We start from the raw sequence: 13,031 nt of genomic DNA, 5'->3' as shown, positions 1-13,031 counted from the left end.
AACATCGAATCTACAAATGTATTATTTGAAGGCTATAATGGATGATTTATTGAAATATATTTTCCGCAGCTAGATCCTTCTTTTTAACGTCAGAATGACGCGTTCTCTTTCTCTCATGCTCTTGCTGCCATTTGGAAGGACATCTAGTATAAAGCTGCGGTCAGCTTTCGAACGGAAAAGGTTATCTACTTCAGAAGAACTCATTTCAGCAACAGGTTTAAAATTTATAGCTATAATTTCATCATCTTTTCGTAATCCAGCTTCGTCTGCCGAAGAGCCCGGTTCAACGCGGCTAACCAATATTCTGTCAAACTTTTCACCTGCGGATGTCAATTCCATCCCACTCATATCGTGCTCGAATGGTTCGTTCAGTAATGCACCCGGCTTTAAGTATAAGGCAGATTCGCTATAGTCCAAAATCACATTAAACCGCTTTAGCACAGTAATCCCCATATTTCCGTTTCTGCTTACCGAATAAACCTTTGAACCCACGTCGTCGTAATCCGGAAAAGCTGCAATAACATTGGTTAATGTGTATTTCCCTAAACTTAATGATTTGACCCGGCTAATAAATCCGCTTATTGGGCCTGTAAGCCCAATCCCTAAATTTCCTGCAATATTTAATTTCGGCACCTCAAAGGGTACGCCGCCGTTTGTTTCCAGTGATATCGGGTGGCCTGCCCCGGTGTCCAGTATCAGTTTGGCCGCTATCTTTTCGCCGGAAGCTAATTCTACGTTAGAAATAAGATAGGGCTTTCTATCTTCAATCATCAACGGAATGCGGTAACCCTTTCGTGGTATGTATGCAGTTTCAGGCTTGTAAATAGTAAGACTATTTAATGTAAAATTTATCTTAACAATAAAACTGTTAAAAAACTCATATCCAATGAGGCCGTGAACAGGCAATCCCACGTAGTTGGAAAGTTCAAAAATATCTTTCTTGAGAATTGCCGCAGACAAACCTTTAGCAATGGTACTTCCAAACCCCACGTCTATCGAAGGCGTAACAAAAGCACTAAGCGGATCGCCGTCACCAAAACCTGTGATATTAATACTTCGAAGGTTCTTAATTGAAACGGAATCAATGAGTTTCGGATCTGAAATCAGGAGAAGACCTACACCCGTATCCAACACGAAATTAAATGGCCCTTTACCGTTCACCATTAGCTTGATGATCATTAAATTCTTGACCATTTTAAATGGAACAACTTCTTTTTTTCGCTTCCCCGAAAACTCGAACCTTTGAGCGAATGTGTCGTTCCGGGTCAAGCAAAAGCATAGCGCCACGATAAATATTTTTATCATAACCCATGAACTGACCCGCTTCTCCACGAAATTATACATGATGCTAAACAAGTTACTGCATAAAATCATAATCCAATTCAAATCTTTGTAATCTTTGTCATTAGTTTTACTTTTAAAAATGAGATTTAGTTTAGAGCTGTTTCTAATACAAAAAATGGAAAAAAGCTTACTAATGCTTTAGGAATAATAAATTTGTAAGGCCAACAGCAGATGTGAGAAATGAAATAGAGCGGATTAATACTTATATCATAACAATTATTAGCCATGAAAAGCCAATTTTTTATTTTTCTAGCAGTGACAATTCTGATATTTTCTTGTACTGCACCTAAATTAAATACATCACCATGCGAACCAATGATGTGTACCCAGGAGTTTAGGATGGTACAGGTCAAGTTTAAAGATTCCTCAGGAAAGCCGCTCACTGTCAAAGATTTTTCAGCTATTAACAAAAGAACGGGTGAAAGCACAGTTCAGAATAATGAACCGGTAACTGTAATTAATCAGGGGATTTATACTGTAGCCAGTGATGCCGATTTAAAAAAGCTTTCCGAAACTGGTGACATTATCATAGTTACCGCTTCTCACCCCAGAACAAATGAAAAGATATCCGCGGATTTTGTAGTCAGCGGTGGCAAGTGTGCATGCCATATTAATAAAATTTCAGGACCAGCGGAAGTAACACTGTAAGATCACTTTTTAATCTTAGTTGTGCCTTCATAGGTTTTATCATGATCCTGAGCTGGTAAAACCGCGACTTTTTTTTCTTCTTCAATCTGTACTACATGCACCGCATATTCTGCCGGCCTGATCTTGCCCCCATAGCAATCTGAATACACTTGCGTAAATTCTGCTCCGAAAAACAATATTGCGGAGGTATAATACACCCATATAAGAATTACAATTAAGGAGCCTGCTGCTCCGTAAGCAGATCCCGGGCCGACCTGCTCGATATATAGACCGATCAGAAATTTGCCAAGCATAAATAGTAAAGCAGTGAAGTATGCACCCATTTTGACATCCTTCCATTCTATCAATACATCAGGTAGAAATTTGAATATGATCCCAAAAAGGGCAGAAATTATAATAAAAGTCAGAACGAGATTAACCCCATTAATAACCAGTATAGTAATGTCGGGAAAATAAATTTGAAGTTTGGAACTCAAGGCTAATACAATTCCATTAATTACAAGCGAAACAATAAGTAAAAAACCTAATCCAATGACCATCGAAAAGGAAAGAACCCTGTTTGTGATCATTTTCAACCAGCCCTTCTTAGGTTTTGCTCGAACCCGCCAAATCGAATTAATCGAGTCCTGAATCTCAATAAAAACGCCGGTAGTACCAATAAAAAGTGTGATGGAACCAATTATTATTGCAAAGGTCGATTCGTTATTATCGGAAATATTCTTGATGGTCTCTTGAATTTGAACGGCCGCATCAGACCCTACAAATTTGTTCAGCTCCGCAAAAATTTTGCCCTGAGCGGCTTCTTGCCCGTAAAAAATTCCTGCAAGTGACACGATGATCAACAAAAGTGGTGCGATAGCGAAAATGGTATAGTATGCCAGCGAAGCACTCATCTTCAATGCGTTATCGTCTAAAAAAGCATTTGACGCCTTATATAACAAGGTGCCGGAATTCTTTAACTTGAATTTTTCTTTTTTTTCCATCAGGGTTTATTGCTAGAATATCATTGAGATTGAAACAGTTTTGATAAATTTAAAAACTCATTTTATCATTTTCAGCATAACAAACAATTTACGGACCATTTAACTGTATCATATCACACGAGGTCAGCCCTGCGCGATGTAATCAATATAGATCGTGATATATGGCCTCAAGGCAGCCCTTTAAAACCGAAAATCAATATAAAACAAATGAAGAAAATAAATATAATTCTTAGTTTTTTAGGAATTTCATTTTTGAAGCCGCCCCACTGTGATCTTCATTCCATGTCAATCATAAAAATTGTCTCATAAATTGAAAGAGAAGTCTTTTTTCGGGGGCACCGCTTACCTTGGTATCCCTTTTAATGAAAAATACAAACAACTTGTATTTGAAGGAATTGATCGCTATGGAATAAACTATGGAGCCTCCAGAAATAATAATGTAAGTCCTGATGTATTTTGCACGGCGGAAGCTGAGGCAGCAAAAAGATGCGGAGCAGAAGCGTCTATAATTCTTTCCAGCGGATATTTAGCGGCTCAACTGGTTATCCAGCATCACTTTCAAAAGTGTAAATTTATATATGCTCCTGATACTCACCCAGCCTTATGGATTGGTAAGCCCAATCCTCCAAGAATGAGTTTTGGGGAATGGGCCGTTCAAGCTGTGGAGGAAATTAACGGCTCAGACGAGGCTGTATTGCTGATAAGTAACTCGCTTAACAATCTTATTCCCGAGATCTATGATTTTAACTGGCTGAAAAAAATTATTCCGGGTAAAAAGGTTACTCTACTTGTAGATGATTCTCACGGGATCGGCATAACCGGTGAGAAAGGGGAAGGAGTGTATTCATGGATCCCTAAGATTCCACATACCGAAATTATAGTTATCGCTTCAATGGCAAAAGCTTTAGGTGTAGACGCAGGAGTAATTTTAGGAACTAACAAGAGTATTAAAAAGTTTAGAACGTCCCCCGTTTATGCGGGAGCATCTCCACCAGTACCCGGAGTCTTGTACGCCTATGTTAACGCTCTTTCTATTTACCAGGAAGAACTGAAAAAACTTCGGGATAATATAAAGTTCTTCACCAGCCTTATAAAGCACAGGCCGGAGGTATTGTATATTACAAATTTTCCTGTTTTCTTAATTGATGATGCTCATGCCGTTACTGATTTCGCTTCTAAAGGAATACAAATTTCCTCTTTTGCTTATCCCGACCCCACAGGCAAAGTGTTGAATCGAGTGGTTTTGAATAGTGGGCATAATAAAGTGGAGTTGAAGGGGTTGGCGGAAGCGATATTAGGGAGTAAGGAACAAGGAGCAAAGAACAAAGACCGCAAGCGTACCGATAAATAATTTTTTAAGTTTCAATTTTTATTGAACCAGGGAAGAGTATTTACTCTTTGCTCTTTATTCTTTGTTCCCCTCACAGTTCTTCAAACGCAATATCCATCAATTCAAAGTTCTTCCAGTCTTTAAAATCAAAGTGCCACCATTCATTATCCAAAACCCGGAAACCGTTGCGTTCCATGACGTTAATTAACAGGTCGCGATTTTTAATTACGCTTGCCGGCAAGTCTTTGTAGTCGGGACTGGCGGCATCGGCAAAACTATCGTAAGGAGTAGGCATGTTCAAATCCTTACCGCTTTTAAGGTTAATTATTGTCAGGTCGATAGCACAGCCACGATTGTGCCTTGATCCATCTTTAGGGCTAGCTACAAAACTTTTATCTGATGCAATTTCGAAAAATTTGACAGTAACGCTGTAAGGCCTGTATCCGTCGAATATTTTAAGACCCAGGCCGGATTTGTTAAGTTCAGCCTGAACGTTTTTAAGAGCTTTTGCCACAGGCAGCCTCGCATATGCCCGTGCTTCTTTATATACTGCCTGTTTTGCAAAGTTGTTTTTGGTTGCGTATCTGATATCCAGCTTAATCCCTGGTATATATTTCTTAAGGTCGAGAAGTTCTTTTTCAGGATTTCCGGCAACTGAATTTCTGTAGTCTATTATATTATCGATAACAGCCAATCCATGAGGATTTGCTGTTTGGGCATAAATATGAGATGAAGCTAGAATACAAAAGAAAAAAAGAAACCTTTTTATCATCGGTTGGAGACTATAAGCAGATCAAGATCTTTAACCGGGATGTTAAAACGCTCGGAAAGATCTTTATTGGTTAATTTGCCCTGATATAAATAGGTGGCATTGCGTATTCCCGGCCGTTCCCAGATTAGATTCATAACACCGCCCATTTCGCCAATATCCAATAATATCGGGGTAAAAATATTTGTCAAAGCGTAAGTTGCAGTACGCGATACACGTGAGGCGATATTTGGCACACAATAGTGAATGACATCATGCTTTCTAAAGGTTGGGACGGTATGATTTGTAACCTTTGAGGTCTCAAAACAGCCTCCCTGGTCGATACTTACATCAATAATTACCGAATTAGGCTTCATTTTGCTCACCGTCTCTTCGGCCACGATACACGGGCTTCGGCCATGGCTTGCACGGATCGCACCGATGGCGACATCGCAACTCCGAATGGCTTTCTGTAGTACTACAGGTTGGATAACCGAAGTAAATACACGGGTACCAATATTGTTTTGAAGCCGACGCAACCTGTAAATAGAACTGTCAAAAACCTTTACTTCGGCACCCAGGGCAATAGCAGTTCGTGCCGCATACTCACCTACAGTACCCGCGCCCAGAATAACTATTTCTGTAGGCGGCACGCCGGTAATTCCGCCAAGCATTAAACCCTTTCCTTCAAAAACATTGCTTAAATACTCTGCAGCGATGAGTACCGAAGTCGCACCCACGATCTCGCTCATTGCCCTTACGACGCTCAGCACATTACCTTCGTCGCGAAGATATTCAAACGAAAAAGCAGTGACCTTTTTCTTCATCAACGACTGCAGAAACTCTGCTTTCATAGTCGCCATTTGAAGAGCAGAGAATAAAACTTGTCCCATCTTCATCATTTCAAGCTCTTCTGTCGTCGGGGGAGCAATCTTAATGATAATATCGGCTTTATAAACCTCCTTTTTATCATATACTATTTGGGCACCTTGTTCACTATAATGATCATCGTTGAAATTGGCAGCTATGCCCGCTCCTGCTTCGATGACTACTTCATGACCATTTTGAATTAATAAGCCAACGGATAAGGGGGTTAATGCAATCCTGTTTTCCTGAAACGAGGTTTCTTTTGGAATACCAATATAAAGATTGTTTTTCTTGATCTTAACTTCCAACATTGCTTCCTGCGGCTGCATCATGGCCTGTTTTGCAATGTCAGATAATTCACTCATCATAGGTTCTTAATAGGGATTGGAAGGTACAAAATTTTTAAAAAAAGATGAAGGGTTAATTCACTTTATTGCTTTTCAAATTTTCGTCACGGTGATCGACCTTAACTGATCGTCAGCATTTGCAATAACTACTTTAATGTAGCTTTCAGGCCATAAACCATGAATTTTCTCAGGCCATTCTATAAAACAATAATTTCCGGAATAAAGATATTCCTCAAAACCAAGGTCGTATGCCTCAATCTCACTTTTTATCCTGAAGAAATCAAAGTGAAATATCTTCCCATCAGGGTAATTATACTCATTTACGATTGAATAGGTTGGACTAGATGCGGTATCCTTAACTTTAAGTTCTGCGCATAAGGCTTTGATTAAAGTAGTTTTTCCAGCACCCATGATGCCCTCAAAGAAAAATATCTTTTCATCAGGGAAAAATTCCAAAAGCCGCTTCCCAGCGCCAGGAAGTTCGTCTATGTCACGGATCAAAAATTCCACATCGCAATATAAATCTCTCAATGCCTATTTCGGACTATACGTTACGTAAGGTACGATCATTTCTTCTAACGAAATTCCGCCATGCTGGAAAGTTTCATTAAAGTAGTTTACAAACTGGTTGTAATTATTAGGGTAAACAAAATAACTGTCTTCTTTAGCAAAAATAAATCCGGAGCTCATATGTAATTTAGGAAGCATCGCCTCATGAGGATTCTTAACGTGAAACACCTCTTTTGCGTTAAAATTCAGATTTTTCCCTTGTTTATAACGCAAATTTGAATTGGTATTTCTATCGCCGATAACCTTACTTGGGTGCTTTACACGAATAGTTCCATGATCGGTAGTGATAATTAGTTTAATGTCTTTTTGCGAAAGCTTTTTCAAGGCGTCGAGTAAAGGTGAATGAACAAACCAGGAAAGAGTAAGCGACCGGTATGCTGCTTCATCATTAGCAAGTTCGCGGATCATTGCCATATCTGTGCGTGCATGAGAAAGCATGTCGACAAAGTTGTATACAATTACATTCAGGTCGTTACCCATTAAGTTATTTATATTCTCATTTATAGCTTTTCCTTGTTCATAGGTAAGGATCTTATTATAAGAATATTTGCACTCCTTCCGCATAACACGTTGTATTTGATCGGCAAGGAATTTTTCTTCAAATAGGTTTTTGCCGCCCTCATCTTCATCATTCTGCCACATGTCGGGAAAACGCTTTTCCATTTCAAGGGGCATCATTCCTGAAAAGATTGCGTTCCTCGCATACTGTGTTGCAGTCGGCAGAATACTATAATAACTGTCTTCCTCGTCTATCCGGTAATAATCCATAAGAATAGAGTTAATCATTTTCCATTGATCATATCGAAGGTTGTCTATTAGGATGAAAAAAGTGGGCTTTTTCGCTTCAAGTGAAGGGAACACTTTTTTTGAAAATAATTGATTCGAGGTGATTGGCCCCTCGTCAGGGTTCTTAAGCCAGCTTAGGTAATTCCGCTCCACGAATTTCGAAAACTGTACATTTGCTTCTGCCTTCTGGACTGTCAAAATTTCATGCATTCCCTCATCTTCCAAAGTTTCAAGTGAAAGCTCCCAATAAACTAACTTTTTATAAACCTCTACCCATTCCGCATGGCTTAAGTTGTCGTTAAGTGTCATCCCCAATGTCCTGAAATCCTGTTGATAAGCCATTGAGGTTTTCTCACTAATAAGCCTTTTATTGTCGATAAGCTTTTTAATAGTAAGAAGTATTTGTTTTGGATTAACCGGCTTGATTAGGTAATCGTCAATTTTAAATCCAATAGCATCCTCCATCATATACTCCTCCTCATTCTTGGTGATGAGCACAATAGGCACGTCGGGATCTATAGTCTTTATTTTAGCAAGAGTCTCCAGGCCCGTGAGTCCGGGCATGTTTTCATCCAAAAAAACCAGGTCAAAGTTTTCTTTTTTAAAACAGTCTAATGCATCATTCCCATTAGTAACGGTTTTTATTTTGTATCCCTTTTCGTTTAGAAATAGTATATGGGGTTTCAGCAAATCGATTTCATCATCGGCCCATAAAATGTTAGTTTCCTGCATTTGAACGTAAATTTAGCAATATTAAAAGCATTGAGCTTTTTAAACAGCTCAATTGTCATTAAAATTAACAATTTTTGTGCCTTAGGGTTCTAAATCTTGAATAAGAAGAAAATAATTAATGATCCGGTTTATGGATTTATTACCATTCCTTCAGAATTGGTATTTGATCTTATTCAGCATCCGTATGTACAGCGCTTGCGTTATATTAAGCAGCTCGGAATGACCCACCTGGTTTACCCGGGAGCATTGCATACCAGATTTCACCATGCGATCGGAGCAATGCACCTGATGAGCCTGGCAATTGATACTATCAAAAGCAAGGGTCAAGCTGTTTCTCATGAGGAAGAAGAGGCTGTTACTATAGCCATACTCCTGCATGATATTGGGCATGGCCCTTTTTCCCATGCACTGGAGCATACCATCGTAGAGGGAATTTCACACGAACATGTTTCTAAACTTTTGATGGATAAACTTAATCAGGAGTTTGATGGAAGGCTTTTTCTTGCACTTGAGATTTTCAATGACAGGTATCATAAAAGATTTCTCCATCAACTGGTATCAGGACAGCTTGACATCGACCGGATGGATTATCTTAACAGAGACAGTTTTTTTACTGGAGTTTCTGAGGGGGTTATAAGTTTTGACAGGATAATTAAAATGCTTGATATAGTTGATGATCAGCTTGTCGTTGAAGAAAAAGGTATTTATTCTATTGAGAAATTCCTGATAGCACGAAGGTTGATGTACTGGCAGGTTTATTTGCATAAAACCGTAATTGCTGCGGAGCAAATGCTGGTAAAGATTCTTGAACGGGCAAAGGAGATTTCAGGTCAGGGTAGACGCTTGTTCGCAAGTCCCTGTTTTGCCTATTTCTTAACCAATTCAATCAGTAGGGATGATTTCAGGAATGATCTCCGGATCTTAGAGCGGTTTACAAAACTGGATGACCACGATATATTTACATCTATAAAGGTTTGGTGCGACGACGAGGATTTGATCCTATCAACTTTGTGTAAGCACCTGATAAGCCGGAACCTTTATCAGGTTGAGATCACCAATGAACCTCCTTCTATTGAAAAAATCAATAATCTTGCAGAAAACGCAATAGATGAGTTCGAAATTGAGGAAGATGACACCTCTTACTTCGTATTTACAGACACTATAAGGAACAACGCATACAGTGTTGGCAGTGGTAGCATTAAGATACTGATGAAAGATGGTTCAATACAGGATATTACTACAGCATCTGATAATTCAAATCTTGAAGCATTGGTTAGAACTGTACAGAAATATATCCTTTGTTATATTAAAGAGGTGAAACTATTTAATGGTTAACACGTCTTATGCAGAATACACTTATAAGTACAAAATTTGTAGGTTAACTAATAACATCTAAATTTGCCGCATGCAATTAACTGCACATCAGATTGGAGTATTACTGGAAGGTACTGTTGAAGGTAATCCCGAGGTCGCGGTAAATCAGCTGTCAAAAATCGAAGAAGCACGTCTTGGCTCACTTTCATTTTTAGCTAATACAAAGTATGAACAGTACGTCTATACCTCCCAGGCCTCAGTAATTATCGTAAATGATGATTTTATTCCAACACAATCAGTACACGCTACGCTGATACGGGTTAAAAATTCCTATAGCGCTTTTTCGATACTTCTCGAAAAGTACGATGAGATGATAAAGTCTAATAAAATCGGAATTGAGCAGTTTAGCTTCATTCATCCCACAGCGAAACTTGGGAAGGATGTGTACATAGGCTCCTTCGCATACATAGGCTCCGATGTGAGGATTGGCGATGGCAGTAAGATCTACCCTAATACTTACGTGGCAGATAATGTAACAATTGGAAAAAATGTGACACTATACGCAGGTGTGAAGGTTTATTTCAATTGTGAAATAGGAGATAAAAGCATTGTCCATTCGGGTGCTATTATCGGGGCTGACGGCTTTGGCTTTGTACCAGACGGCGAAGGAAGCTACCGCAAAGTTAGCCAGATAGGGAACGTTATTGTTGAAGAAAATGTTGAGATTGGTTCTAATACAACGGTCGACCGGGCGACAATGGGCTCAACAATTATACGAAAAGGTGTAAAACTAGATAATCTTATTCAAATCGCCCATAATGTTGAAATTGGTGCTAATACTGTTATAGCCGCTCAAACCGGAATTTCCGGAAGCACGAAAATTGGCGAAAATTGCGTTATTGGAGGTCAGGTAGGTATCGTAGGTCATATTACTATTGCGAACGGATCGAATATTGGAGCTAAGTCGGGGGTTAATAATTCGATAAAAGAAGAAAACATGAGCTGGAATGGGGTACCCCTGGGAACATACAGGGAATCTCTTAAAGTTCAGGTAGTCATGAAAAGGCTGCCGGAACTTGAAAAAAGGATTCAGGAACTTGAAAAAATCATTAAGGATAGTGTAAAGTAATCAGCTGCAATTGGCTGGTTGACGAAAATGATATGAATGTAAAACAAAGAACAATAAAATCTGAGATTTCTGTTACAGGAGTTGGGTTACATACAGGCCAATTGGCTACCATGACGTTCAAGCCCGCCCCTGAAAATCATGGTTATAAGTTTAAACGCATTGATCTGCCAGGATCGCCAGTTATTGACGCAGATGTTGACAATGTTACTGATACTTCACGAGGAACGACGATTTCCCAAAACGGTGCAAGTGTAAATACGGTTGAACATGTGCTGGCGAGTTTAGTTGGTGCGGAGGTAGATAACGTTATTATCGAACTTGACGGACCTGAAACGCCAATCATGGACGGCAGTTCGATCATGTTCATGGAAGCTTTAGAAAAAGCAGGCATTATAGAGCAAGAAGCTTATCGTGAGTATTATACTATCCCGCACAATATTCACTATTCAGAACCTGATCGTAAAGTTGAAATGGTTGCAATGCCGCTTGACGATTACAGGTTTACCTGTATGATCGACTATAATTCGCCGGTGTTGGGTAGCCAGCACGCCGCTATTACCACCATTTCTGAGTTTAAAAAAGAAATAGCATCATGCAGAACTTTTTGTTTCCTTCATGAATTAGAAATGCTTCTCAAGCACAATCTTATCAAGGGAGGAGATCTCAATAACGCAATTGTTGTGGTAGATAAACAAGTTAGTAAAGAGGAGCTAAAGAACCTTGCTAAGCTTTTTAACCGTGATGATATTGATGTAGCCAAAGAAGGTATCCTAAACAATATAGAGCTACGCCATCAGAACGAACCAGCGCGCCATAAATTATTAGACATGATTGGAGATCTGGCACTGGTAGGGGTACCGTTAAAGGGCCATATTATGGCTGCCCGCCCCGGACATGCAGCTAATATTGCTTTTGCAAAAAAGATCAAAGCCCAGATCAAAAAAGAAAAAAGCAAGAAACACGTTCAAATCTATAATCCTAATGCAACGCCTTTATACGACGTAGTTCAGATTATGAACATGCTTCCCCATCGGCAGCCTTTTTTGTTTATCGACAAGATATTAGAACTATCTAAAACCCACGTTGTCGGTGTGAAAAATGTCACGATGAATGAAGAGTTCTTCAAAGGGCATTTTCCGGGTGCACCTGTAATGCCGGGGGTAATCCAGATAGAGGCTATGGCTCAAACAGGTGGAATTTTGTTACTCAGTACAGTCCCTGATCCGAAGAATTACCTGACCTATTTTCTTAAAATAGACAAAGTGAGATTTCGTGCACAAGTATTACCGGGAGATACCATTATCTTTAGATGCGATTTGATGGAACCTATCAGACGAGGTATTTGCCAGATGAAAGGTGTGGGAATGGTTGGAGAAAAAATTGTTGTGGAAGCGGAAATGATGGCACAAATAGTCAGAGTAAAAGAAAGCGAAGCAAACGTATGATCCAGCCATTAGCGTATATCCATCCTCAGGCGAAGATTGCTGTTAATGTAGTTGTAGAGCCGTTCGTAACTATTTACAAAGATGTGACGATCGGTGAAGGTACCTGGATAGGGTCGAACGTAACTATTATGGATGGTGCGCGAATTGGAAAAAATTGCCGCATCTTCCCAGGGGCAGTTATTTCTGCAGAGCCTCAGGATCTCAAATACATGGGAGAGGCCTCAACGGTTACCATCGGCGATAATACGATCATTAGAGAATGCGTAACACTTAATCGCGGAACAGCGCTTGATAAGAATACAACAACCATTGGAGCAAATTGCCTCCTGATGGCCTATGTTCACGTAGCCCATGATTGTGTAATAGGAAATAATGTGATAATAGCCAATTCGGTTCAACTGGCAGGACATATTGAAGTACAGGATTTCGCATTTATTGGAGGTGCTTCGGCAGTGCATCAGTTCGTTTCTATAGGTGCACATTCAATTATATCCGGCGGATCGCTTGTTCGTAAAGATGTACCGCCATATACTAAAGCTGGACGTGAGCCACTTTCCTATGTTGGTATTAACTCGGTAGGGTTGAGGAGAAGAGGGTTCTCCTCCGAGCAGATTTATGAAATCCAGGATATCTACAGAACGATTTTCCTGAAGAAACTCAACATCAGCCGTGCTCTGGATATTATTGAAACTGAACGAGAGCCTACAGAAATTCGGGACGAAATCCTCGATTTTATTCGTAACTCAAATCGGGGAGTAATGAAGGGGTTCGGCAGCGGAGTCTGACGA

General features: G+C 39.7%; 12 protein-coding genes. 6 read left to right on the top strand and 6 right to left on the bottom strand.

Annotation, left to right across the window (positions count from 1 at the left end; all coding sequences use genetic code 11):
• Positions 1 to 69 precede the first annotated feature (69 nt).
• On the bottom strand, positions 70 to 1,194 hold the full coding sequence (locus ACLL8Z_RS04675) for a PDZ domain-containing protein (RefSeq protein ID WP_411273600.1): 1,125 nt from the start codon (positions 1,192 to 1,194) through the stop codon (positions 70 to 72).
• Between the two features lie 375 nt (positions 1,195 to 1,569).
• Between ACLL8Z_RS04675 and ACLL8Z_RS04670 the strand changes: the two genes are divergently transcribed.
• Positions 1,570 to 1,992, top strand: a complete 423-nt coding sequence (locus ACLL8Z_RS04670; protein ID WP_411273599.1) for a hypothetical protein — start codon at positions 1,570 to 1,572, stop codon at positions 1,990 to 1,992.
• Between the two features lie 2 nt (positions 1,993 to 1,994).
• On the opposite strand, the gene ACLL8Z_RS04665 is transcribed toward ACLL8Z_RS04670, so the two are convergent.
• Complete coding sequence (locus ACLL8Z_RS04665) at positions 1,995 to 2,975, bottom strand: YihY/virulence factor BrkB family protein (RefSeq protein WP_411273598.1); 981 nt, start codon at positions 2,973 to 2,975, stop codon at positions 1,995 to 1,997.
• Between the two features lie 310 nt (positions 2,976 to 3,285).
• Between ACLL8Z_RS04665 and ACLL8Z_RS04660 the strand changes: the two genes are divergently transcribed.
• Positions 3,286 to 4,326, top strand: coding sequence for an aminotransferase class I/II-fold pyridoxal phosphate-dependent enzyme (locus ACLL8Z_RS04660; protein WP_411273597.1), 1,041 nt, complete (start codon positions 3,286 to 3,288; stop codon positions 4,324 to 4,326).
• A gap of 70 nt (positions 4,327 to 4,396) precedes the next feature.
• Here ACLL8Z_RS04660 and ACLL8Z_RS04655 read toward each other — a convergent pair whose 3' ends face one another.
• The 4 genes from ACLL8Z_RS04655 to ACLL8Z_RS04640 form a co-directional block, all read right to left on the bottom strand.
• Positions 4,397 to 5,077 (bottom strand): M15 family metallopeptidase, encoded by a 681-nt coding sequence (locus ACLL8Z_RS04655; RefSeq protein WP_411273596.1) that lies wholly within the window; start codon positions 5,075 to 5,077, stop codon positions 4,397 to 4,399.
• Entirely contained in the window at positions 5,074 to 6,285 is a 1,212-nt protein-coding gene (locus tag ACLL8Z_RS04650) for an alanine dehydrogenase (protein WP_411273615.1), read from the bottom strand. The genes ACLL8Z_RS04655 and ACLL8Z_RS04650 overlap by 4 nt, the downstream gene beginning before the upstream one ends.
• A 75-nt stretch (positions 6,286 to 6,360) precedes the next feature.
• A complete protein-coding gene (tsaE, locus tag ACLL8Z_RS04645; protein WP_411273595.1) occupies positions 6,361 to 6,798 on the bottom strand; it encodes a tRNA (adenosine(37)-N6)-threonylcarbamoyltransferase complex ATPase subunit type 1 TsaE in 438 nt (145 codons plus the stop codon).
• 3 nt (positions 6,799 to 6,801) lie between these two features.
• Entirely contained in the window at positions 6,802 to 8,355 is a 1,554-nt protein-coding gene (locus tag ACLL8Z_RS04640; protein ID WP_411273594.1) for a PglZ domain-containing protein, read from the bottom strand.
• Between the two features lie 96 nt (positions 8,356 to 8,451).
• Here ACLL8Z_RS04640 and ACLL8Z_RS04635 point away from each other — a divergent pair, with 96 nt between their 5' ends.
• From ACLL8Z_RS04635 to lpxA, 4 genes are all read left to right on the top strand, one after another.
• Positions 8,452 to 9,690 carry an HD domain-containing protein gene (locus ACLL8Z_RS04635; RefSeq protein WP_411273593.1) on the top strand — a complete coding sequence of 413 codons (1,239 nt, stop codon included), beginning with the start codon at positions 8,452 to 8,454 and terminating at the stop codon, positions 9,688 to 9,690.
• Positions 9,691 to 9,760: 70 nt separating this feature from the next.
• Positions 9,761 to 10,798, top strand: a complete 1,038-nt coding sequence (gene lpxD / locus ACLL8Z_RS04630; RefSeq protein ID WP_411273592.1) for a UDP-3-O-(3-hydroxymyristoyl)glucosamine N-acyltransferase — start codon at positions 9,761 to 9,763, stop codon at positions 10,796 to 10,798.
• Between the two features lie 32 nt (positions 10,799 to 10,830).
• On the top strand, positions 10,831 to 12,243 hold the full coding sequence (locus ACLL8Z_RS04625; RefSeq protein ID WP_411273591.1) for a bifunctional UDP-3-O-[3-hydroxymyristoyl] N-acetylglucosamine deacetylase/3-hydroxyacyl-ACP dehydratase: 1,413 nt from the start codon (positions 10,831 to 10,833) through the stop codon (positions 12,241 to 12,243).
• On the top strand, positions 12,240 to 13,028 hold the full coding sequence (gene lpxA / locus ACLL8Z_RS04620) for an acyl-ACP--UDP-N-acetylglucosamine O-acyltransferase (protein ID WP_411273590.1): 789 nt from the start codon (positions 12,240 to 12,242) through the stop codon (positions 13,026 to 13,028). Before ACLL8Z_RS04625 ends, lpxA begins: the two co-directional genes overlap by 4 nt.
• Positions 13,029 to 13,031: the final 3 nt, after the last annotated feature.

Source organism: Daejeonella sp. (assembly GCF_046590655.1).
Taxonomy (GTDB): Bacteria; Bacteroidota; Bacteroidia; order Sphingobacteriales; family Sphingobacteriaceae; genus Daejeonella.
The sequence above is the reverse complement of the archived record's forward strand: the minus strand, read 5'-3'. Positions and strand labels throughout refer to the sequence as shown.

What these genes read in the sequence shown, in the direction of transcription:
- ACLL8Z_RS04655 (WP_411273596.1), bottom strand. Translation starts at nt 5,077, where the DNA reads ATGATAAAAAGGTTTCTTTTTTTCTTTTGTATTCTAGCTTCATCTCAT.
- ACLL8Z_RS04675 (WP_411273600.1), bottom strand. Translation starts at nt 1,194, where the DNA reads ATGGTCAAGAATTTAATGATCATCAAGCTAATGGTGAACGGTAAAGGG.
- ACLL8Z_RS04665 (WP_411273598.1), bottom strand. Translation starts at nt 2,975, where the DNA reads ATGGAAAAAAAAGAAAAATTCAAGTTAAAGAATTCCGGCACCTTGTTA.
- ACLL8Z_RS04625 (WP_411273591.1), top strand. Translation starts at nt 10,831, where the DNA reads ATGAATGTAAAACAAAGAACAATAAAATCTGAGATTTCTGTTACAGGA.
- lpxD (WP_411273592.1), top strand. Translation starts at nt 9,761, where the DNA reads ATGCAATTAACTGCACATCAGATTGGAGTATTACTGGAAGGTACTGTT.
- ACLL8Z_RS04670 (WP_411273599.1), top strand. Translation starts at nt 1,570, where the DNA reads ATGAAAAGCCAATTTTTTATTTTTCTAGCAGTGACAATTCTGATATTT.
- ACLL8Z_RS04650 (WP_411273615.1), bottom strand. Translation starts at nt 6,285, where the DNA reads ATGAGTGAATTATCTGACATTGCAAAACAGGCCATGATGCAGCCGCAG.
- ACLL8Z_RS04640 (WP_411273594.1), bottom strand. Translation starts at nt 8,355, where the DNA reads ATGCAGGAAACTAACATTTTATGGGCCGATGATGAAATCGATTTGCTG.
- lpxA (WP_411273590.1), top strand. Translation starts at nt 12,240, where the DNA reads ATGATCCAGCCATTAGCGTATATCCATCCTCAGGCGAAGATTGCTGTT.